15 protein-coding genes are annotated in these 23956 nt (G+C 45.0%); 4 read left to right on the top strand and 11 right to left on the bottom strand.

Features of this window, described 5'->3' with window-relative positions:
- Nucleotides 1-26 precede the first annotated feature (26 nt).
- From ON006_RS10125 to ON006_RS10105, 5 genes are all read right to left on the bottom strand, one after another.
- On the bottom strand, nucleotides 27-1208 hold the full coding sequence (locus ON006_RS10125) for a FecR family protein (RefSeq protein WP_244824368.1): 1182 nt from the start codon (nucleotides 1206-1208) through the stop codon (nucleotides 27-29).
- A 66-nt stretch (nucleotides 1209-1274) separates the two neighbouring features.
- Entirely contained in the window at nucleotides 1275-1889 is a 615-nt protein-coding gene (locus tag ON006_RS10120; RefSeq protein ID WP_244824367.1) for an RNA polymerase sigma factor, read from the bottom strand.
- A gap of 157 nt (nucleotides 1890-2046) precedes the next feature.
- A complete protein-coding gene (locus tag ON006_RS10115) occupies nucleotides 2047-4038 on the bottom strand; it encodes a plastocyanin/azurin family copper-binding protein (protein WP_244824366.1) in 1992 nt (663 codons plus the stop codon).
- Between the two features lie 46 nt (nucleotides 4039-4084).
- Entirely contained in the window at nucleotides 4085-5815 is a 1731-nt protein-coding gene (locus tag ON006_RS10110; RefSeq protein WP_244824365.1) for a 3-keto-alpha-glucoside-1,2-lyase-like domain-containing protein, read from the bottom strand.
- Nucleotides 5816-5967: 152 nt separating this feature from the next.
- Nucleotides 5968-6426, bottom strand: coding sequence for a LuxR C-terminal-related transcriptional regulator (locus tag ON006_RS10105; RefSeq protein WP_255773051.1), 459 nt, complete (start codon nucleotides 6424-6426; stop codon nucleotides 5968-5970).
- A 625-nt stretch (nucleotides 6427-7051) separates the two neighbouring features.
- On the opposite strand from ON006_RS10105, the gene ON006_RS10100 reads away from it, so the two are divergent.
- Both ON006_RS10100 and ON006_RS10095 read left to right on the top strand, forming a co-directional pair.
- Nucleotides 7052-10318 carry a SusC/RagA family TonB-linked outer membrane protein gene (locus ON006_RS10100; protein WP_374760244.1) on the top strand — a complete coding sequence of 1089 codons (3267 nt, stop codon included), beginning with the start codon at nucleotides 7052-7054 and terminating at the stop codon, nucleotides 10316-10318.
- Between the two features lie 45 nt (nucleotides 10319-10363).
- Nucleotides 10364-11959, top strand: coding sequence for a SusD/RagB family nutrient-binding outer membrane lipoprotein (locus tag ON006_RS10095; protein WP_244824363.1), 1596 nt, complete (start codon nucleotides 10364-10366; stop codon nucleotides 11957-11959).
- 402 nt (nucleotides 11960-12361) lie between these two features.
- Here the strand turns inward: ON006_RS10095 and polA are convergent, their stop codons facing one another.
- A complete protein-coding gene (gene polA / locus ON006_RS10090) occupies nucleotides 12362-15241 on the bottom strand; it encodes a DNA polymerase I (protein ID WP_244824362.1) in 2880 nt (959 codons plus the stop codon).
- A 228-nt stretch (nucleotides 15242-15469) separates the two neighbouring features.
- Between polA and ON006_RS10085 the strand changes: the two genes are divergently transcribed.
- On the top strand, nucleotides 15470-17614 hold the full coding sequence (locus ON006_RS10085; protein ID WP_244824361.1) for a S9 family peptidase: 2145 nt from the start codon (nucleotides 15470-15472) through the stop codon (nucleotides 17612-17614).
- A gap of 403 nt (nucleotides 17615-18017) precedes the next feature.
- On the opposite strand, the gene ON006_RS10080 is transcribed toward ON006_RS10085, so the two are convergent.
- The 5 genes from ON006_RS10080 to ON006_RS10060 all read right to left on the bottom strand — a co-directional run bounded on the left by ON006_RS10080 (nucleotide 18018) and on the right by ON006_RS10060 (nucleotide 22284).
- Entirely contained in the window at nucleotides 18018-19304 is a 1287-nt protein-coding gene (locus ON006_RS10080; RefSeq protein ID WP_244824360.1) for an O-acetylhomoserine aminocarboxypropyltransferase/cysteine synthase family protein, read from the bottom strand.
- 126 nt (nucleotides 19305-19430) lie between these two features.
- Nucleotides 19431-19964 (bottom strand): NADPH-dependent FMN reductase, encoded by a 534-nt coding sequence (locus ON006_RS10075; RefSeq protein WP_244824359.1) that lies wholly within the window; start codon nucleotides 19962-19964, stop codon nucleotides 19431-19433.
- A 51-nt stretch (nucleotides 19965-20015) separates the two neighbouring features.
- Nucleotides 20016-20540, bottom strand: a complete 525-nt coding sequence (locus ON006_RS10070) for a DinB family protein (protein ID WP_244824358.1) — start codon at nucleotides 20538-20540, stop codon at nucleotides 20016-20018.
- A 72-nt stretch (nucleotides 20541-20612) separates the two neighbouring features.
- A complete protein-coding gene (locus tag ON006_RS10065) occupies nucleotides 20613-21557 on the bottom strand; it encodes a helix-turn-helix transcriptional regulator (RefSeq protein ID WP_244824357.1) in 945 nt (314 codons plus the stop codon).
- Nucleotides 21558-21771: 214 nt separating this feature from the next.
- Entirely contained in the window at nucleotides 21772-22284 is a 513-nt protein-coding gene (locus tag ON006_RS10060; protein ID WP_244824356.1) for a DUF2147 domain-containing protein, read from the bottom strand.
- A 421-nt stretch (nucleotides 22285-22705) separates the two neighbouring features.
- Here ON006_RS10060 and ON006_RS10055 point away from each other — a divergent pair, with 421 nt between their 5' ends.
- A complete protein-coding gene (locus tag ON006_RS10055; RefSeq protein ID WP_244824355.1) occupies nucleotides 22706-23929 on the top strand; it encodes a sensor histidine kinase in 1224 nt (407 codons plus the stop codon).
- Nucleotides 23930-23956: the final 27 nt, after the last annotated feature.

Here is a 23956-nt window from a genome sequence, read left to right as displayed (position 1 = left end):
GCAAAGAGGGGGTTTAAATTGCTTGATTAAAGTGCCTGACTGCATCCTTTCGAGATGATCACGATCTGTCCGTTCACCACTTCATAGCTCGCGCCGATAGCCTGACAAATCGCGTTCATGCGCTGTTTCAGGGTTTCATCATTAAACTGGGCGCTGATCACACAATCGGCCAGTATCTCAGTATCATAAGAAATTTCAATTCCGTAGACCTTTTCAAGCGTCTGCAAAACCTGCGTAACGGGTTTGTCGTCGAATATCAGTTCTTTCTGTACGATCGATTCCGACAGCATCTGTGGGTTGGCTACATTCCCCCTTTTCAGTCTGTTTTCATTTCGGATGAATACCACCTGCTGGTTGGGATTAAGCACCACGCCTGAGATTTTTTTGACAGTGCTGGTAGCAATGGTTTCATATTCTTTTTTGGGATAAACCGATACCCGACCGGTTTTAACGACGACCATTACCGTATTTTCCTGGTCAAAAGCTTTTACCCGGAAACTGGTGCCTAGCACCTTGGTAACTGTTTCATTGGTATACACCAGGAAAGGTTGTTCCGGATTTTTGGTAACATCAAAAAATGCCTCGCCAGTCAGGTAAACCCTTCGTTCGCTGCGGTTGAATTGTTTTGGGAAGGTAATTGTGCTGCCTTTTACCAGCGTTGCAACACTGTTGTCGCTGAGCAGTACTGTCATTTCCTGTTGGGTGCTATTGCTGCGAACAAGCATGGAATCGTTCTTTTCGGCGACGAGATGCGGAACAAGGGCGGTGGTTTTAGAAGATTGCCCCAGGTAGTAAAATATCCCCAGGCCCGAGACCAATAACAGCACTGCCGCAGCTCTCCATATCATAGGCAGTCGCAGGATCTTGCCTTCACTTTGTTGCTTTTTCAGTTCAGCCAGCCGTACAATTTCTTCAATTTCGCGGCTTAACACTTCTCCGTTCAAGTCGTCCTTGTAAATTTCATGGACGGCCAGCACGAGTTCTTTCGCCTGATTGACGATGGGCCTTCTGTCAGGATTTTCTGCCGTCCAGCGTTGCCAGAAAAATGATATCTCAGGTGTGCTGTCCATCACCCAGCGGCGGAACATGTCGTCGGTCGCCAGCTCTTCGACAGTATAGGAGCGATAATTGATCATGAGGTGATACTTAACATTACCGGAGGCCATTTTCGAGGTGCCGGTAAAAGGGTTATTTATAATGTATGTCACACATACACTTATTTATAACCAAAAAAATCAAAATTTTTTTTGAAATAGTGATACCACGGCTTGACGCTACACCAGGAAGTAGCTCACGATCAGTGCCCAGAAGAACTCGGCAGGTACCCATATCTCCTTGATTTCCTTCAAGGTACGGTACAGAAGATTGGAAACGCTTTGACGACCAAGGCCCATGATTTGAGCAATGTCCTCATTTTCAAGGTTTTGATAAAAACGGAGATAGATAATTTCCTGCTGACGCTTAGTAAGTAAGGTAATGATCCGTTTCAGTCTGCCGTTTTGAAAACGGATATTTTCGTCTTCAATGATATTGGATTCAATGGAGGGATCTGTGTTTTCGCCATCGAAGAAAGCCTGTCGAGGCTCCTGAAAACGTTTCAGGCGAATGCTTTCCTTGATGAGTTTGTGACGTAGAGCTTTGAGCAGGTAGGATTTTACAAAGGCAGTTTCCGACAGAAAATTGCGGCGCTCCCAAAGTTCGAGGTAAAGCTCCTGAATGGAGTCACGGATAAAATCGGAATCGGATGAAAACTTGGAAGCATAGTTATAAAGCGCACGGTAATGAACCTGGGCAAGTTGTCCCAGGGCTTCCGAATCACCGGCTTTGAATCGCTGCCAAAGCTGGATATTGAGGTCAGAAGGGTGATGCACGTGCTGCAATTTATTCAAATCGTTTAATTATTGACATTATATTATTAATTCAACGAATTATGCTAATCAAAGTAGGGCGTAGTTTTAATCTCCTTGTGCTGCTGATGATTTGTTTAGGAATTGGGGGAAGAAAGACTTGGCAAGTCTACCAGACTTGCCAAGTCTCGTTAAACGGTTATTTTACAACTTTCAATTTCCCCTGCATCAATGTGTAATGCCCTGGGAACGTGCATACGTACTGGTAGGTACCCGGCTGTTTCGGGGCTACAAAGTAAATAGATTCGGATTTTTCGGGTTCCACGATGTTACTGTGAAAAAGGACATCGCTAGACTTGGGAACGTAGTTTAGCTCCGAGCCTTTCAGCCCAAGATTTAAACCTGCTTCACCTACTGCATTGGCGGTGCCAGGTTTGGTGATCACCAGGTTGTGCAGCATATCATCATTGTTATTGAAAACCACTTTAATGCGGCTGCCGGCCTTCACTTGGATCTCTGAAATGTCAAATTTCAATCCCGGAACCGTACCAATGGTAATCACCTGATCAGGGCCGCCCGTCCAGCTGGCTGGCATTTCTGTAACTCGCTTTGCAGATGGGGCCGACTCGGTCGTTTCGGCAGCAGGCATAGTGTGATTGCTATGATCTGCCACAGCTTTCACTGTTGTGGTGAACTGTGAAGCGTTAACTGGCGTACCACTCGCAATTTCGTTCAGGGTATAGTATCCGGTAGCGTGCAGCAATGAGTTTCCATCAGCCGCTTTTACGCCGTCAGCCTTTACTTCATGAATGTATCCTTTGCGAAGGGTTGCCGGATCTACAACCAGTCTTACCCGCATACCGTCTTCTGAAACCACAATGCCTTTCAATGCGAGCTCCTGAGTGTTGATGATCGGGCTGCCATAAGTTGAATGGTATTTGTAGGTAAAGCTGTTCAACTTGTAGGCATCCTGACTTGCAGCGGCCGTTTTATCGACCGGGCTTGTAAATGTAATTTCGAAACCATCCGGCATGGAGCGTACCGTTTTCATTTCAAATGGCATTTTGCCGGTCCATACCAATCTCTGGATCCCGAATTCCTCTTTTCCAGTTGCTGACCAGCCACGACTGGTTTGACCTACAAAAAGAGAACCGTCCAATCCCCATTCCAGACGCAGGATACCTGACATAAAACCTTCGCGGAAGGGGAAAACAGTGCCTTGCCATACGCCATTCACTTTTTCAAGATCTACGCGGGTAATGATACTGTGTCCCTGATCACCCACAAACATTTGTCCGGCAAATGGTCCGAAAGATCCGTTGGTAACATCTTCTTTAAAGTCGGAAGTGGAAATGCCGACCAGTGTATGCGGAAACCAAACTGCGGGAGGCTTAATACCTGGCACCCTCTTGGCTACGTCATATAATGGTTCTCCTGTGTTCGGAATGTCACTGGCGCTTAGTTTAACAGGTGAGCCCTCTTCTTTGCTCCATTTCAAACCGGCAGGGTTTCCTGCGAAATCACCTTTTTCCAAATGCGTCATGCGGCCTGAACCTACCCAGTCACCCTGGTTTTCAGTGTAAAAGATATCGCCTTTGTAAGAACCGAACCCGGACGGTGACCGAAGGCCGGTAGCGTAGGGGGTAAGCTTGCCGTCTTCACCGAGTTTCAGCATCCATCCTCTCCATTTGGATTGACTTGCACCACGACCGACCCAGTCAAGGTTCAGCGTTACCAGTAATTCGCCGTTTGGCATTGCAACCGGACCATATGAATATTGGTGATAATTACCCGAAAGCGGCCATTTTGAAAACGAATCGTAAACATCAGCTACGCCATCATTGTCAGTATCAACGAGTCTGGTAACCTCTCCGCGCTGCGATATAAGGAAGTCTTTGCCACGATAGAGCAGTCCTAGCGGCTCGTGCAAACCGGTTGCGAACTTATGAAATGACGGTTGTCCGTCACCTTTCAGATATGGATTGCCGATCATCCATACTTCACCCCGGCGCGTTGAGGCGGCCAGTCTTCCGTCCGGAAGTACCGACATGCCGCCTACTTCCATTTTAATGTTTTCCGGAATCGGAATAGTAATGATCCGGTAAAAGTCATCCTCTTTATTGGGCTTGGACTGGGCAAAAGCCGTGACGCAGCCAAAAGAAATCAGGGTACTTAAAAGAATATTTTTCATTGATTGAAATCAGGTAATGCGAATAAATGTGTTGAAGCCTGGCAACCTACCAGAACATGGAATAGCTGGTAGTGCCGGAAACCGGAAGAATCAGTTCCTTTACCTCACCAACCGGCCGAATAATGACCTTCACTTTTTTGTCAGTCTGAACATAATAGCGGTCGTCCACCTGGTAGAGGCCTTTTTCGATTTCAACGATTTGTTTTCCGCTGGCCAAAAGCGAGTATAACGGCCCGCTTACATTGCCCTCCACTGTAAATGTGCGTGACAAACTGCTGCCGCCGGAAGTAAGCTGGTCATTCACCGTCGCAGAACCAATTGCGTAGCGGAATACCGGATAACCTTGCGCATTGATCTTGTAACCCAGGAAGTTAATGTTAGAGGAGTCAGGCCAAGCTTTGTTGGTATCTTCCAAAACAGCCAGGCTGCTTCTTCCTGATACGTGTACTTTCAAACCCGCCGGGAAGAGTAATTGTGGCTCACCGCGTTCATACCACATTTCGGTTACGTCCGCAAACTTTCCACGCCATGCCTGAATGAGCGCGCCGCGATTGAGATCGACGGTGTAATTCCACCCGTCGGGGCTGCCTACTGAGATGCAATGGGTACGTTTGTATTTTTCACCATCCAGCAAAATGAACGAGCGGACCATTTCAGGGCGCATTTCAGGTGTAACGCTGATGTAGGGCTTAGGCTCGGGCTCTGGCAATGATGACAATACATGAAGATCGTAGGGACGAATGCCTGCTTTTTCAACACGGAGGCCCAATGCTGGCTGTCTCCACGGGAAGCGGGAATAATGTATTTTGAACTGATGTTTACCCTGGCTCAGGTTCACGGAACCCGTATGGGTTTCCTGAGAAGTGCTTTCTCCTGTCGCCAGTACACTTTTTCCATCAACGTCAAGGGATAAAACAGGTCCTGAATAAATGGTGGTAAAAATATACTCACCTGCTTCGCTGACGTCCAGATCACCTTCATAAACCAGATGGAATTCACGCATACCGTTGGTTACTTCCTGGGTCAGTATGGCTGATTTGCCTTCGTGGTCAATCTTGCTGTATTCTTTGCTATCCCATTTGTCGGAGTAAACCTTGTAGTTCAGGTTAGCCAGTGCCAGCGGCTTGCGGCTTGCGAGTAACTGGTACCCGATGTTACGAAAAGCGATAGAACCTTTCGTTACTTCGAACGATATCGGCTGCCCGTCTCCTGTCGCTTTTGAATTGGGGAGATATACGGTTTCTAAAACAGTTACTCCATTTAAAGCAAGCGTATTAAGTCTTGCGGAGTTGGCAAGGTTAGGAACCGATGCGTCGTAAGACAGCTCAATTGTTTGCCACAATCCTGGTGCCTTGGCGGCATTTTGAGTAGGGAATTGTCCCACGTAACCAGAGGTAGCGGCACCGGCGGCACCTTGCTGCTTGCTGCTATCTGAAATCCGGACCTTCTGTCCGCCCGGCAAAACCAAGTTCCCTTCGGCCCCGGGCGACACATTGAATTCAACATAGAGGCGCATGTCACTGGCTTTGAGCTTTGTGGTTAGTGCAGTTCCCGCATTGCCAAGGAGTACGCCTTCGCCTGACTGCGTTTTCACTTTGGCGACTCCGGCAGGAAGTATGGAAACATTACCTTGCACGGACCAGTTGGCGCCACTGCTTTCAAAGGAACTGAGGTCTTTAAGGGGAAGAGGAGAATAGTTTCCTTTAACCGTTTGTCCCACAACCATTACCGGACAAGTCAGGAGCAGAAGGGAGACTTTCTGAATCAAATGATGCATTGGATATATTAAGTGTATTGTTTACAATTAAAAAGCTAAGATCGCACTTTTTTCTACTAATATACCCTGAATTATTATGAATTTTTTTCAAGAGAAAATGTATGGTGAGAACAATGAAAAGAGCTGCCAATTGCTGGCAGCCCTTTTCATTATTATACAAATGAGAATGTGAAATTGCTGGTTTTATTTTTTAGTACAGGTGCAAGTGTTGGCGCAGTCGCGTAGTAACCCGTGCTGCAGGAAATGCTGCAGCACGCGTTGGAGCAGAAGACTGTTCCGGTTCCACCTGATGTTGAACAACCGCCTGATACTAACCCTGGCTGCTCTCGTGAAGCGCTATGTTGGCCCGAAATCGAAATGCCAATAGTAGGCATGGCGGAAGCTGAAAGATAGCTTTTCGGCAGCTTGGCCAATGTTTCCGCTAATGGTCCGCAATGGATCACAAATTCCGGGAGGGAAATTTCCTTCTCCGTCTCGCGGATCTTCCGCAGTATATTTTTCGGGTGGGTTTTAATAATTTCATGGCTCACATAAAGCCTTTCGCGGACAATCTGTGATCTCATTCCTCTGGCAATGAGACAGATGATTTCAATTTCCCGTTTCGTGAACATATGTGTACCGTTCTGTGGCGTAGTAAACCCGTTCGTCTTGATACGGGAAGTTGCACGAAAAGTAACGCCTCAATTTGAAATGATTCAGGCGACGGATCTGGCATATGTTAAACCCCGTTGAATTTTGAGTTTTTACGTATATCGTAAGGAGTTTTGATTTTTGCCATCTTTTGCTGGTTATATTTGGCCGTGAAGACATCGGATAGCCAGTGGAAGAGTATAGCGGGTTTATACAAATGCGGTATTATTTCGCATAAAAATATTAATCTGGTAAGTCTAACCGGGAAAGTAACCGTAATTAACTTGTTAACCGGCTAATTAGTTGGATGGTAAGTGTATTTTTTGTGACTCAAATGTTTTAATTTTAAAGGAATTCAGAGGCTTTGTAGTGGTGTGATCATTTTTGCAGGAGAGGGCAGACCCCGGCTGGCGCCGCGGATAATACAGGTATATTGTAGCCTAATCTCCTGAGAATTTGCTGATGTCAAGCTGTTAAACGGCAGCTTGATTTGTTTATATAATGTTAATAAATACTTAACACAGTTTGTTCCAATAAATAGGACTTTTGCGCTTTGTAAACCATGTATTTTTTTCCTTAACAATTATAACTAAACATTTCTAGCTCATGACTAAAAGGTTTTACTCACACTTACGGCTGGACATTTTCAGACGAAGTACGCAGGCCTGTTTACTTTTCGGATGTCTGCTGTTATCGCAGATATCAATGGCCCAGATTGTAGTGACAGGGCAGGTCAAATCGCAGGAGGATAGCCAGCCGATTCCCGGGGTTAGCATTGTCGGCAAGGGATCGACCAGCGGTACTATCTCAGATTCAGAAGGAAAGTACCGGTTGGAGGTTTCTGACAAGACAACCGACATTATCTTTTCATTCCTTGGATTTTCAAGCCAGGAAGTAAAAATCAATGGACGTAGTACGATCGATGTTACTTTGGCAACGGATCTACGTCAGCTTAATGAAGTGGTAGTGACTGCATTAGGTATCAAAAAGGACATTCGCAGAATTGGGGTGGCCATTCAAACGGTGGACGGTGCTTCGACGGTTAAAGCGCGCGAACCTAATGCAATTAATGCACTGGCTGGTAAAGTTGCCGGATTAACTATCGGTGCGCAACCTGAACTTTTAAGACGTCCAAACATCAACCTTAGGGGTAACACTGACGTACTTTTTGTGGTGGATGGTGTACCGGTGAACTCGGATACCTGGAACGTGAGCCCTGATGATATTGATACTTATTCGGTATTGAAAGGTGCTTCTGCTTCGGCACTTTACGGTTTCCGCGGAAAGAATGGTGCTATTTTGATTACTACCAAAAGAGGAACGAAAGACAAAAGAGGGTTTTCAGTTGACTTTAACTCGTCGACGATGATGGATAAGGGCTTTTACTCGATCCCAAAAGTACAGGATGAGTATGGTCCTGGTGACCATGGCCGTTATGCATTTGTGGACGGTAAAGGAGGTGGCTTGAATGATGGTGATTACGATGGAGGATGGGGACCAAAATTTGAAGGACAGTTGATTCCGCAATATGACAGCCCAGTTGATCCGGTTTCCAAAGTGAGATCGGCAACACCTTGGGTGAACAGAGGAAAAGATAACCTTAAACGTTTTCTTGAAACCGGTATTTTGTCAACAAACAACATTGCGGTTTCAGCATCCGGAGAAAAGCACAACATCAGGTTTTCGGTTTCAAATATTTATCAGAAAGGTATTGTACCAAATACTAAGCTGAATATTACAAACTTCAACATTACAGCGGATTATAAATTCTCCGAAAAATGGAAGTTTGAATCCAACCTTCAATACAACCGCCAATTTTCACCAAACATTCCTGACGTTAACTACGGACCAAACTCTATCATTTATAACATGATCTTTTGGGCTGGGGCTGACTGGAATGTGGATGATATGCGTAACTACTGGCAGCCAGGAAAAGAAGGTATTCAGCAGATATACGCGGAGTATCAGCGTTACAATAACCCATATTTCATGAGCTATGAGTGGCTTCGCGGACATCAGAAAACGGATATTATTGGCCAGGCTGCCATGACTTACAAGTTCAATGATTTTTTAGAGGCAACCATGAGGACGCAAATCACAACCTGGAATCTCTTCAGGAACGAGAAAATGCCTTACTCAGCTACTTCTTATGGCCGTGAAGAGGCAAAAGGTGACTATCGTGAGGATCGTCGCAATTTGTTCGAAAACAATACGGACATCTTGGTGAAGTTCGACAAAGACCTCTTTGAGGGCTTTAATGCTAAAATCTGGGCGGGTGGTAACTTGCGTAATTTTGCTTACAACTCCCAGTTTGGTTCTACGGACTATCTGAACGTTCCAGGGTTGTATAATTTCAATAATTCATACAGACCTGTTCGTACTTCAAATTTCGCATCGAACATGCGTGTAAATTCTGCATACTACTCTGCTGACTTTTCTTTCAGGGATTTTTTCACAGTTTCCACAACAGGTCGTGTAGACAAGCTTTCTACGCTTCCATCAGGTAGCAACACTTTCTTCTATCCATCTGTGGCGGCTTCGACAGTCTTATCTGATTATTTGCCAATACCAGAGGTAATCTCTTTTCTTAAATTGAGAGGTTCTTATGCGAATGTGAAAGACGGGTTGACAAGCGCGACTATCGGAACTACGCCTGCACTAGGTGATGCCAATCCGCTTGGTTACGGGGATCAGTATTTCTCTCCATACGGCGGACCTACATACCAGAATGCTGCTGTATACTCGACTCCGTTCTCGTACAATAATACCCCAGCTGCATATTTCACCAATACGTTGAACAACCCGAAAATTGTACCAAGTACAACATCGCAAACAGAGGTTGGGTTGGACATCAGGATCTTGCAAAACAGAATTGGATTGGATGCGACCTATTTTATCTCCGATGAAGGTCCAAGAATTTATGCTTTGCCTGTTTCTACTACCACGGGTTATAGTTCTTATCTGGTAAATGGTATCAATACCCAAAAAACAGGATGGGAGCTATCTCTTACAGGTTCGCCTATCAAAAATCCTAATGGTCTTAACTGGGATATCGTTGCTAACTACTCAACGTATAAAGAGGTGCTGAAAGAGATTTATCCAGGTGTGAATGCATTAAACACGTTTTTGAAAGTAGGCGACAGAATGGACAAGTTTTATGGTCGCGCTTTTGCAAAAACAGCTGATGGGCAGATCATCAATGACAACTCCGGCAGGCCTATATATGCACCTGTAAGCCAATTCCTGGGCTACATGAATCCTAAGTTTGTGTTTGGTGTGAATAACAAATTCGCGTACAAGAATGTGAGCATGAGCTTCCAGTTTGATGGCCGGATCGGTGGCGTGATTTCAAACTATGTACAGAAGCAAACATTCCGTGGCGGACGCAATGCGTTGCTAGGAGAAGGAGCGCTTGGCGCGGCAAGAGAACTGGATTGGCAGGGTTTCAAGGCCGGTGTTTCCGACAGCAAGAATTACACAGGAGAAGGTGTTCAGGTAACCAATGGAAAGGCACTTAATTTTGACGTAGATGGTAACATCACAAATCTTGCTGAACTGCAGTTCGCTCCTAATACAACAAAACAGTATGTGCAGGATTGGGTAAGCCGCTATTATAACACAGAGGAAGGCAACCTGATGAGCCGCTCTTTTGCGATGCTGAGAGAAGTTGTTATTGGGTATTCGCTCCCAAGTAACTGGCTTGTGAAGTCTAAAGTGTTCCGTGCAGCATCTATTTCTTTGGTGGGAAGGAATCTGCTGTATTTCGCAGAGAAGAAGGATATCGATCTTAATCAGTACATATCTGGCGGAGAGTCAAGCCCGCAAACACCTTCTATGCGTCGTTATGGGGTAAATGTTAATCTGACCTTTTAACGAAACCTGAAATAATAAATTTCTCTAAAATTAAATTAGAAGATAATGCGTCATCACAAAATATTACTCGGAACATTCACTTTTTTAGCCCTGTTACTTACAGGATGTGAAAAGAGCTTTGAAGAACTTGAAAAAGATCCAAACCGCGCGACTACGGCACCAGCCTCATTGATTTTGCAGGGGGTGGAATGGGACATGTTCAATAATACAGGTAAGCCATTCAGCTCAGAGATGCGCTGGAACCAGTTTTACGCTATTAATTACAATTATTACGGAAATAACGAGTATCAATGGTCCGCTTTTACCAACCATTACACTACATTGAAGAATGTCGTTCAAATGGAATTGGAGCATAAGAAGACAGGCGCTGCCGATGTCAATGGCTATAGCGCACTTGGTAAGTTTTTCCGTGCTTTCTTTTTGGACCAGATGAGCGTGCGGGCGGGAGACCTTCCAATGAAAGAGGCTGTGCTGGGCCGGGAAAACCTTACTCCGGTTTATGATTCACAGAAGGATATCTATATTCAGATCCTCAAATGGCTTGACGAGTCAAACTCGGATATGACTGCGCTGATCGCGAAAGGAGAAACGACTGTTGGTGGTGATTTCTATTTTGCCGGAAAACTATCGAAATGGCAGAAAGTGGTCAACGCTTTCAGGTTGCGTATGTTGATTCGTTTGAGCAAAAAGGAGGCTGATGCAGATCTTAATATCAAAAGCCAGTTTGCTGCAATGTTGGCAAACCCTACAAAGTACCCATTGCCAGAAGGAATGGTAGATAATCTGGAATTTGTTTCTAATAATTTTAACAAATATCCTTCGAATCCCGACAACTTTGGTTTTGACGCTACTCGCCAGAACATGGCCGCAACTTACGTGGGGCTACTTACCGCTCGTAAGGATCCACGCGTAATGGTTACAACGGAACCAGCTGGCGCTCAGCTTAAAGCTGGAAAATTGCCATCAGACTTTTCGGCTTTCGTAGGCGCAAGCTCGGGGGAAGATTTAGCTGACATGTCTGCAAAAGCTGGTATTGACAATGGTGCTGGATTTGCACCCGGAGCATATTCTTTCCAGAGTCGCTCACGCTACTATTCGACATACACAGGTGAGAACATTTTCATAGTGGGCTACCCTGAAATGTGTTTCAACATTGCAGAAGGGATAAACAGAGGCTGGGCAGCTGGAAATGCCGAAGTATGGTATCAAAAGGGGATCAAAGCGTCACAGGAGTTCTATGGCGTGAAGGATGGGACCCTATCTATGTTGTACTCTAAATCAGGCGGTCGCGATGCAAGCGATTTTGTGAGCTACAATATCAATTTCAGTTTTGATACTTATTACGCCCAGCCATTAGTAAAATACAGCGGAAACAATGCAGCCGGTTTGGAGCAGATCATCACGCAGAAATACCTCGCGTTCTTCATGAACTCTGGTATGGAGGCCTATTTTGACTTTCGCCGCACAGGGTTCCCTAAATTCATGACAGGAGTGGGAACAGGGAATTCTGGCCGCATTGCTTTGCGCTGGCAATATCCGTCTTCTGAACGGACTACAAATCCAGCGAACTACAAAGCCGCTATCGACAGGCAATTTTCGGGAAAAGATGATATTAATGATCTGATCTGGTTGTCGAAATAGGAGTTTAGTATTTAACAAAACAAAAAGGTCCGCAAATCGATTTTTGCGGACCTTTTTGTTTTGGTGTCATTTATCGTCACTTGTTGTCATGTATCGTCACTTGTTGTCATTTATCGTCACTTGTTGTCATGTATCGTCACTTGTTGTCATTGATTGTCATTGATTGTCATTTACAATTCTTGACAACAAGTGACGATTCTTGACTACGAATGACCATACCTGACAACAAGTGACGATTCTTGACTACGAATGACGATACATGACAACAAGTGACGATTCTTGACTACGAATGACCATACCTGACAACAAGTGACGATTCTTGACTACGAATGACCATACCTGACAAAAAATGACGATTCTTGACTACAATTGACCATCCCTGACCACTCTTGACCATTCCCGTCAATGCGCTTCCAACCAATTCGCGCCAACCCCTATCCCCGTTTCCATCCTCACCGCCATTGGAATGGCATTCCGCATCAGTTCATCCACTTTTTCTTTCAGCAACGGCACTTCGTCGCGGTGTGCGTCGAAAACCAATTCATCATGTACTTGCAGGATCATGCGGGATTTAAGCTTCTCATTGGCGATAAAATCATGAATGTTGATCATGGCCACTTTAATCATATCCGCTGCAGAGCCCTGGATCGGCGCATTGATGGCATTTCGCTCCGCATAACCACGATTGGTCTGGTTTCGTGAATTGATATCCGGTACATATCTGCGGCGTCCCAGGATCGTTTCTACGAATTCCTTCTCCCTCGCATCATTTACGATCCGGTCCATATAGCCTTTTACAGCCGGGAATTCTTCAAAATACGCCCTGATGATCTCGCTGGCTTCACCGCGGGGTATCGCCAGGCGTTGCGCCAAACCGAATGCAGAAATCCCGTAAATAATACCAAAATTGACCATTTTAGACTTCCGCCGCATGTCCGAGGTTACTTCTTCCAGGGGTACCTTAAATACCTTGCTGGCAGTAGTAGCGTGAATGTCGCGTCCCTGGTTAAATGCCTCGATCATACTCGCATCACCACTGAATGCTGCCATAATGCGTAATTCAATCTGCGAATAATCCGCAGAAAGTATCTGGAAATCATCGTTATCCGGTACAAATGCCTTGCGGATCTCGCGGCCGCGTGGTGTACGGATTGGAATGTTCTGTAAGTTGGGATTGGTAGAGCTAAGCCGGCCGGTCGCTGCCACCGCCTGGTTATAAGACGTGTGAATGCGGCCCGTTTTGGAACTTACCAACAAAGGCAATGCATCCACATAGGTGGATTTTAATTTTTGCAGCTCCCGGTAATCCAATATTTTCCTTGCGATTGCATGGTTGTTTTCCAGTTCCGAAAGAATGTCCTCACCCGTGGCATACTGGCCGGTTTTGGTCTTTTTAGGTTTCTCGATCAACTTCATTTTTTCGAAGAGCACTTCGCCGAGCTGTTTTGGCGAACTGATATTGAATGACTGGCCCGCGATCTCGTAAATTTCAGATTCCGTTTGACGCAGATCCAGTTCGAGCACATTGGACATTTCTTTCAATGCATTACTATCGAGCCGCACACCTTTGCTTTCCATAGCGGCCAGTACTTTCAAGAGCGGCATTTCAACGCTGTGAAAGAGTTTTGATGCATTAACCTTCGGAAGTTCCTTTGAAAATATAGTATTCAGCTGCAAGGTAATGTCCGCATCCTCGCCGGCATACTGGGTGATCTCAGGTATCGCAACGTCACGCATTGTACCTTGTTTTACGCCTTTTTTGCCAATCAGCGAAGTGATCGACACAGGTTCGTAATTGAGATAGGACGCTGCAAGAATGTCCATTCCATGACGTTTATCGGGTTCGAGCAGGTAGTGGGCGAGCATGGTGTCGCTTAGCTTTCCGTGAACTTCAATGCCATACGTTTTGAGGACCAACAAATCATACTTAATGTTCTGGCCTATCTTTTCAATGTTCTCGTTCTCGAAAACCGGCCTGAAATTTTCCAGTATTTCCAATGCTTTCTCACGGTCGGCGGGCACGGGAATGTAAAATGCTTCTCCGGCAAGATAAGAAAACGAGAGGCCTACCAGCTCAGCATCAATGGTGTCGAGTGAAGTCGTTTCCGTATCAAAACAAAACGCATCCTGCAAGCCCAGGTAGTAAGCCAGGCTTTTCATCAGCTCGGGCGTGTCCACAGTATGGTAGCGGTGGAATGTATTGTCAATCGTGCGCTTGGTCGTGGGTATCCGGAGGTCTTCATAGGCCTGGTCAGGGGCATCATCGTCTGCGATGCCTTCGCTGATGATCGCCGGCTGCTTACCCAGTTCTTCGGTAGGATTCCCAAAAAGGTCCAGCTGGCCCTTTTTTTCTTTGGCAGCTGGCGCTGTTCTTGCAGTAGGAGCAAGCTGGCCTGTCTGACTGATACCCAGTACCCGCTGTTTTAAGGTTTTGAACTCCAATTCATCAAAAAGCTCAACGATCTGGTCCGCATTGGGTGCGCACATGGTAAGATCCTGGGCGTCGAAAGGAACGGGTACTTTGCAATCGATGGTCGCGAGTTGCTTGCTCAGTATCGCTTTATCAAAGTTCTCACGGATCTTTTCGCCCAGTTTTCCTTTGATTTCACCGGCGTGTGTAATCAGGTTTTCGATCGTATCGTATTCTTCGATCAGTTTTTGGGCGGTTTTTTCACCTACGCCTGGGATGCCGGGAATGTTATCGACGGCGTCGCCCATTAACCCAAGCATGTCAATCACCTGATCGATCCGCTTGATCTGCCAGCGTTCCAGTATTTCATTAACGCCAAGTGTTTCCGCTCCCTTTCCAAGAAATGCAGGTTTGTACATATATACATGCTGCTCTACGAGCTGGCCGTAGTCTTTATCCGGGGTCATCATGAATACCTCAAACCCTTCCCGCGAAGCTTCTTTGGCAATTGTTCCAATGATATCATCCGCTTCGTAGCCATCCAGTTCGAGAACCGGAATACACATGGCTTTCAGCAAACGCTTCACCAGCGGGATCGCGATGGAGATATCCTCGGGCTGTTCCTGGCGCTGGGCTTTATAGGCTTCAAACTGAATGTGCCTGAAAGTGGGCGCAGCGGTATCGAAAGCGACACCTAAATGTGTTGGTTTCTCTTTCTGTAAAACTTCGAGAAGTGTGTTTGTAAATCCGAAAACCGCACTGGTATTCAATCCTTTGGAAGTAATGCGCGGGGCTTTGATAAATGCGAAATGTGCGCGGTATATCAACGCCATGGCGTCAAGAAGGAAAAGCTTGTGAACGGGTTTATCCATGAGGTAAGTTTATTAACGAAACTCAAATATAATGTATGTGCAGGGACTGAAATGGATTGCTGACGGATTTTTGTAGATTGTCGGGAAGAAAACACCAATTGTTTTTTACATTTTATTCGGGTAAAAAGGTATATACTTTTAAATCATTTGTAACATTTAGAACTTATTATATTTTTTAATAAATGAATAAGTATCACTCTTATTATACATTCAATTAACCCCCGACTTATGCGAATTATTTTAATGTTTTTAGCTGTTATCATTTTTTCCTGTAACCAAAATAAAGAAGTGAAAGAAGCATATCAATGGCCGGGAGCAACGCCTCCCGTAGCAGAAATGAAGGATTACGAGACCGGAATGCACGGCGACAAGCGTAATGACGAGTATTACTGGATGGCTGATTTTTTCAAGGAAGGCCCGGATAGTACCAAAGTTGTGGATTATTTGAAAGCGGAAAATACCTACACGGACACGATGATGGCCGGCACCAAAAAGTTTCAGGAGGACCTTTTTTCCGAAATGAAAGGACGCATTAAAGAGAAAGATGAGTCGGTACCTGTTTTCAGCAATGGATATTGGTACTATACCAGAAGCGAGGCGGGACAGCAGTACTTTAAATATTGCCGGAAAAAGGGAACATTGGAAGCTGAGGAAGAGATTCTTTTGGACGTCGATAAAATGGCGGAAGGACATCCATACTACTCGGCGGTGGGCTTCAACATCAGCCCTGATAATAAATTGCTGGCTTACGGTGTGGATACGGTTTCGCGCCGACAGTATACGATTTACATCAAGAACCTGGAAACAGGGGAGAACTTCAGGGATGTGATTTATCCAGCGAGTGGCGGCTCGGAATGGGGGAATGATAACAAGACATTGTTTTACACGGCTACGAACCCTAAAACATTGCTGAGTGAAAAAATCAAGCGCCACACCCTTGGCTCGGATGCGAAGAAAGACGTGGTCGTTTATACCGAAAAGGACAAGAGCAATTATATTGGTGTAGGCAAGACCAAATCTGAAAAGTACATCATCATTGCTTCCTCAGCTACGATGTCGTCGGAGTACCGCATTCTGGATGCTGACAAACCGGAGGGTAATTTTGAGATTTTCCAACCAAGGATCAAGGACGTATTGTACGACATTGATCACCAGGATGACAAGTTTTTGATCGTTACCAACAAAGACGCGCTCAATTTCAGACTGATGGAAACGCCGTTGACAAAAACGGGCGTTGAAAACTGGAAAGAGATTATTCCTAACCGAAATGATGTTCTACTCGAAGGAATCGATGTTTTTAAAGATTTTCTGGTCATTACAGAACGTAAAAATGGCTTGCTTCAACTCCGTATCAGGGACCTTAAATCAAAAGCAGAGCATTATGTAGACTTTGGCGAACCTGCCTACACGGCCTACACTGGTTCCAATCCCGAGTATGACACGAAGACATTGCGGTATGTGTACACCTCATTGACCACGCCAAACTCGGTCTACGACTATAACATGGACTCGAAGGCGAAGGAGCTCAAAAAGCGCCAGGAGGTGATAGGAGGGTACGATCCGGAAGAATATGTTACCGAACGCCTGTATGCGATTTCGCGTGATAGCATTAAAGTGCCTATTTCATTGGTGTATAAAAAAGGTACCGCGAAATCTGCAGAGACACCTTTGCTGCTTTATGCATACGGATCTTACGGCAACAGTATGGACGCAGGATTCAGCAGTACCAGGCTGAGTTTGTTGAACCGTGGCTTCATATACGCGATTGCGCACGTGCGTGGCGGACAGGAAATGGGCAGGCAATGGTACGAGGACGGTAAGTTGTTCAAAAAGAAAAATACGTTCTTCGACTTCATCGACTGCGCTGAATATCTGGTGAAGGAAAAATACACTTCTCCGGCGCATTTGTTTGCCGAGGGGGGCAGCGCAGGTGGATTATTAATGGGCGCGATTTCGAACCTTCGCCCTGAGTTATGGAGAGGAATTATCGCGGATGTGCCGTTTGTAGACGTGGTAACCACGATGCTCGACGAAAGTATTCCGTTGACAACCAATGAGTTTGACGAATGGGGTAATCCTAAGAACAAAGAATCATACGTGTATATGAAGTCTTATTCGCCCTATGACAATGTGGAGAAGAAAGATTATCCGAACATGTTGGTTACCACCGGGCTGCACGATAGCCAGGTTCAGTATTTCGAGCCCGCCAAATGGGTTGCAAGGCTCAGAACGCATAAAACCGATAAGAATGTGTTGTTGCTGAAAACCAATATGGAAGCCGGCCACGGTGGCGCGTCCGGGCGATTTGAATATTTGAAGGAGGTCGCCCTGCAATTTGCATTTATGTTTGCATTAGAAGGCATTCACGAATAGCAGAGGCTGTTGATCGAAAAAGGGTTACTAACGAGTATTTATTCGTTGGTAACCCTTTTTGATTGTCATTGATTGTCATTGATTGTCATTGATTGTCATTGATTGTCATTGATTGACATTGATTGTCATTTACAATTCTTGACAACAAGTGACGATTCTTGACTACGAATGACCATACCTGACAACAAGTGACGATTCTTGACTACGAATGACCATACCTGACAACAAGTGACGATTCTTGACTACCAATGACCATACCTGACAAAAAATGACGATTCTTGACTACGAATGACCATACCTGACAAAAAATGACGATTCTTGCCTACAATTGACCATACCTGACAACGAATGACCATTCTTGACTACAAATGACCACGCCTGACAATCAATGACCAAGAACCAACTACAATTGACCAAGTGAAGCCTCAATATCCGCAATAATGTCATCAATATGCTCGATACCTACTGAAATACGCAGCTGAGTAGGAAGGACTCCCGCCGCAATTTGCTCTTCCTCAGACAATTGTGAATGTGTGGTCGAAGCCGGATGAATGATCAGGGTTTTGGCGTCTCCTACATTGGCCAGGTTGCTGATCAGGGTCAAATGATCCACGAAGCTCTCAGCCGTTTTCTTATCACCTTTTAATGCGAAAGAAAGTACGCCTCCGAATCCGCGTGTCAGGTACTTTTTTGCCAGCCCGTGGTACTTGTTACCTTCAAGTCCAATGTAGTTCACGCTTTCTACTTTTGGATGTTTTTCGAGCCACTGGGCCAGTTTCAAAGCATTTTCCGCAATACGTTCTACACGCAAAGTAAGTGTTTCAAGCCCTTGCAGGAAGAGGAACGAATTGAATGGTGCCAATGATGGTCCCCAGTCACGCAGACCTTCCACACGGGCACGGATGATGTATTGAATGTTACCGAATGGTCCGCCGATGCCGAAAACATCATTCAAAACCAGTCCGTGGTAGCTTGGTGAAGGTTCGGTAAACTGTGGGTACTTTCCATTGCCCCAGTTGTAAGTCCCTGCATCCACGATCACGCCGCCGATAGAGGTACCATGGCCGCCGATCCATTTGGTCGCCGACTGTACTACCACGTGTGCACCGTATTTGATGGGTTGAAATATCGCTCCGGCAGCTCCAAATGTGTTGTCCACGATCAATGGAAGGTCATATTTGTTAGCTAATGCTGAAAATGCTTCGAAATCGGGAACGCTGTAACTCGGGTTACCAATGGTTTCCAGGTAAATAAATTTCGTTTTATCATCGATCAGTTTTTCAAAGCTGCTGACATCGTCGCCATCAGCAAACCGTGCTTCAACGCCAATGTTCTTGAACGAGTTTTTGAACTGATTGTGAGATCCACCGTAAAGGAATGATGTGGTCACAAAGTTATCGCCGACTGTAGTAATGTTATTGATGGCTATAAACTGCGCTGAATGGCCTGAACCCGTTGCAAGTGCTGCTACGCCACCTTCCAATGCAGCTATTCTCTTTTCGAAAACATCATTCGTCGGATTCATGATGCGAGAATATATAAATCCAAACTCCTTCAATGCGAACAGGTTAGCGGCATGCTCTGCACTATTGAAAACGTATGAGGTAGTTTGGTAAATGGGTACTGCCCGGGCATTAGTGACTGGGTCTGGCTCTTGGCCGGCATGAAGCTGCAAGGTTTCAAATTTCATTTCTAGAACGTTTAAGGTGGATAAAGGTCAAATGTATTAAAATAAAGATATATAGTATACCGAAATAGTAGTCTTTTGCTTGCCGAATAATAAATAGTATTTTATCAACAGTGCCAAAGTGAATGGCTAAGAAGCAATAATGGCCAGCAGGTTATCGATTTGGTGTCTTAGTGCCACCAAAGTCTCCTGATCCGACACCTGTTGATTGGCATCGATCTTGTGTTTGATGTTAGGGATAGATAAAGAAGAATCGTCGTTTTTCCGCGTACCCAATGCGGTGAGGGTAAGCAGGAGCGAGGCCAGGGCTTTTTCTCCGCCGGTGTTCAGGGGAGAGGCGCTGACCGCGGAAACGGGCTTATCATTGAGGTCGCCGCTAGCAACGGTCCAGTCCAGGGCGTTTTTCAGTGTGCCTGGAACTCCGAAGGCATATTCAGGTGTGCAGATAATGACGCCGTCGGCTTGCTGAATTGCTGTTTTGAATGCTGTTACTGCCGCTGTATCATCAAGGCCCGGACTGAAATGAGGTATTTCGTCCAGGCCATGGAATATTTTAAAATTGGTATTGGCGGGTAAAAAGGCTTCAAATGCCCTTAAAATGACGGTATTTGTTGAATCGGGACGTAAGCTGCCCGAAATTCCCAGTATATTGAATCTTTTCATGCTGGTAATTTACGGATGCAATGTCGGGATAGCAATGCCTGGGGTGGGGCCTTATTTCGCCATCACATTATAAAAATTGTAGTCCGTCATCGGCGCGTCTGTAAAACCGAGGTTACGGCCCATGGTTACGATCTGCCCGCGGTGGTAGGTACTGTGGTTCATGCAATGCATGATGTACTCGAATCTAGGAAAGTTGGATTCAAACCACTGGCTAACCACCAGCGTATCCTCTTGTAACGTTTCGATAGCCAAGTTTTCAATGTAAATCGCCATTTCCTCGGACTGAGCAACGATTCGATCGAAAGTTTCTTCCAGATTTCCGGTAAATTGTTCGTCTTCGTATCCAATTTCAGGACGAATGATCGAGTACCAGTAGCTCTGGGTCTGAAGGATGTGGATCAGCGTCTGCCGAATGGTGTTGAAGCTCGAATGGACCTCGATTTCCAGTATTTCACGAGGTTTTGTTTTCAGCCAGTTTACCAATGTACAATTAGCCCAATGGTTGTAATCGGTGTAGTTTTTCATCAAATAAGCAAGGCTGGTTTCCACGGTTGGTAATACGGTTAGCTCGGACATGTTCTTCTCTGTTTAAGTGTAATACAAAGAAAAACTACGCACATGACAACAGTATGTCAGCAGTATTTCCGATTATTTCAAATTTTCAGAGATTTGTTCAATAAGGTGTTTAACGATGTTTTTGAGGGTTTCCGGCTCCAAAATCGTTGCGTTCGGGGCGATCATCATGTACCATCTGGCAAAGGCTTCCAGCGAGGGGCTGAGGAATGACATTTCGATGTGGTCAGCCTTCTGGATCTCCGATACAAATCCATAATAGCTACGCTGGTCGCGCACATACCTGGACACCCTCTTATCGACCCTGATCCGCACCAGCCTCATATTATCCGATTCCCACGTGCCTGACATGAATTCTTTCAGGGGGGCGTGCTTATGCTCAAAAGAACGTTCGGTCAATTCGCATTGCAGAATGCGATCAGAGCGGAAATTGCGGTAATCATTGCGCAAATGACAATATGCGATGGTGTACCAGTAATTATTTTCGTGATAGATACCCACTGGTTCAATGATCCGTTCAGCCGGATCGCTTGCATTCAGCGGATAGTAATTGATTTTTGCGATTTTCTTTTCTGAAATACTTTTGAGCAAAACATCCAGCGTATTGCTGTTCGGTTTGTGGAACGGTTTGTAATCCTTACGCATTTCAATGTGGTTTTCCAGGTTTTCGACCATGGATTTTTCACTGGTGCGCAGTACCGCCTTTACCTTGTACATGGCGGATTGGTACTGCGACTGCGTAGAAAGGTCTGTGAACTTTTCCATCAGTTTTTCCGCCGTAATGAATGTTCGCGCCTCTTCCTTCGTAAACATGACGGGAGGCAGGCGGTAGCCTTCCATAATGGAATAACCAACGCCTGCCTCCCCGGAAATAGGCACTCCTGCCTCCGCCAGTGAGCTGATATCTCTGTATACGGTTCTTAAACTGATTTCAAATCGCTCAGCGAGATCCTGGGCCTTTACAATTTTGCGGGATTGAAGTTGGATCAGGATGGCTGTAATGCGGTCAAATCGGTTCATTTGTGTCGGTAAATAGGTCCGGCACAAAAATAATCTTAAAGAACCGGTTCTCTCAAATTAAATGCCTTGGAAATCCATTGAAATGATTTTACACGGTTCTCAGTGCTGTCAGTCATAGTAATAACAATGATTCCGTCCATCTTGACCAGCTTCCGCATTATGTAGAGATATGTTCTGGCGAAAATAGGAAAGGGCAGGGGCGAATGTACGCTGACTATAATGAGCGTTCCCAGTAGGTAGAGCGTCCGAAAAGGGGAATTCCTACGTAGCTGCGTATTTCCAGCGTTTTATCTTTGAATTTGATCAGGCAATTGTAGGTTTTGCCACTCTTAGGGTCGTACATTTTACCATTGTCCCAAATATCCTCAGTAAAAGTGAAGTCGTGCAGGATATCTATATGCTGAAGACTGCGTGTGCGGAGCGTCTTGTCTGTATTGTTAACGTCCTTTCGGAAAGTTTTGCCGTCGGCTTCAAAGAAATTCTGTGCCCAAATAAGCTTGCCTAAATACTCGCTGCCATTTTTGTAAATCTCAATTCTTGTATCTTTTTCCTCATTCAGCCATTCTCCTAAAATCTGATCGGCGGCGGTATTCTGAGCTTTCGACAGAAAGGCAATGCAGAAGAAAAATATTGTAAATGTTATTTTATACATCCGGATAGGAATGATTTTAAATGGTTTCAGCTGAAATGATTTCTTAAAAATGTTCAACTGTTCAATTTTAGTCAAAATTGGTCATTTTTTTGAAATTTGAATTAAATGCTATTTTTAGCTCAATAGTAAAGTATTTTAACGTTGGTTTTTTATTTAACAATGATAGAATTTATATTTAACACTGTTAACAAAATTTTGTTGATTTCTATACCTGTATTTAGTACTAAAAATGAGATTACTTTTCCGGCAATATACGATTCTTATTTGATTATGAAAAACTGAATTATTCCAAGATGGGAACTCTCCAAACTTACTTTGCTGTGCAAGTATTCTTGATATGACAGTTAAAGTCTTTATAAATTAAACGGGTAAGTAAAACTGAGTGAATCCCTTACTTATATATTTTGGCTGGCACAAACTAATTAAGTTAAGCAGTTGTCTGGTCTGGAATTAATTCTATTTTTGAGAGTTGCACAAAACAATAGCGAGCGTAATTATGACGAATACTGCATCCCCGGTTCCAATCAATGAAATGGAGCGGTTACTAAGCCTTTCGGAATTTGATATAGACTATTCGGATCATTATGAAACATTCAAAGATCTTGCCAAGCTGGCAGCAAAGGTTACCGGCACCAAGATTTCCCTTGTAAACCTGATCGATTCGCTGACACAATGGACAATTTCCAACCACGGCCTGGAATTGGAGCAAATGTTGCGGGAAGATTCTGTTTGTCAGTATACGATCATGGAAACCGATCATTTCGAAATTGGGGACCTGAGCCTCGATGAGCGTTTTAAGGATAAGTTTTACGTAACTGGCGATCCGAATGTCCGGTATTACTATGGTATTCCGCTGAGGACCAATAGCGGACAGAACATCGGGGCGCTTTGTTTGCTGGATCAGGAAGAAAAGTCGCTTGATCCGGAAAAGATAGAATTAATGAAGATCATCGCGGACGAGATCGTTGCCCGGCTGAAAACGTTTAAAGTCATGGAAGGCCTTAAATCAAGGCTGTTGGAAGCAAAACAGACGCAGAAAAAGGTGGCACACGACATTCGTGGCCCATTAGGTGGTATCGTGGGCTTGGCACAGATCATCCGCGATCAGGGAGAGAGTAACCAAATGGATGAAGTACTGGAGTTTATTAATCTGATCCATAAAAGCGGTAACTCGATCCTCGACCTGGCAGAAGAAATTCTGGAAACTCACAAAGAAAAAGGGGGAATTAAGCCGGCCGCTACCCCTACGGGCAATGAATTTAACCTGACGGTATTCAAGGATAAACTAGAAAAGCTGTATGGTCCGCAAGCCAAGCATAAAAACATCCGTTTTCAGGTCCTTACCACGACATTGACCGAAAAAGTGCCTTTCTCAAAGAATAAGCTTCTTCAGATCACCGGGAACCTGATCTCTAACGCTATGAAATTTACGCCCGAGGGCGGAGAAGTCACCGTGGATTTGCGGCTGATTATCAATAGCGATATGCTTGCGTTGCAGATCCTCGTAACAGATAGCGGAGTGGGAATGAGTGCGGAAAACATGAACGCAATTCTCTCTGGAAATGCATCCTCTACCGAGGGAACTGGCGGGGAGCAGGGATTTGGCTTTGGCCTGGCACTTGTTAAACACTTGGTAGACAGTCTGGACGGTAAAATAGCTATCACTTCCGAGCGAGGCAAAGGAACTACATTTGAGATCAATCTGCCTCAGAGTATGTGACATTCAACAGCCGTGCAGTTAACTATC

It is taken from the genome of Dyadobacter pollutisoli (assembly GCF_026625565.1).
Classification (GTDB): domain Bacteria; phylum Bacteroidota; class Bacteroidia; order Cytophagales; family Spirosomataceae; genus Dyadobacter; species Dyadobacter pollutisoli.
The sequence above is the reverse complement of the archived record's forward strand: the minus strand, read 5'-3'. Positions and strand labels throughout refer to the sequence as shown.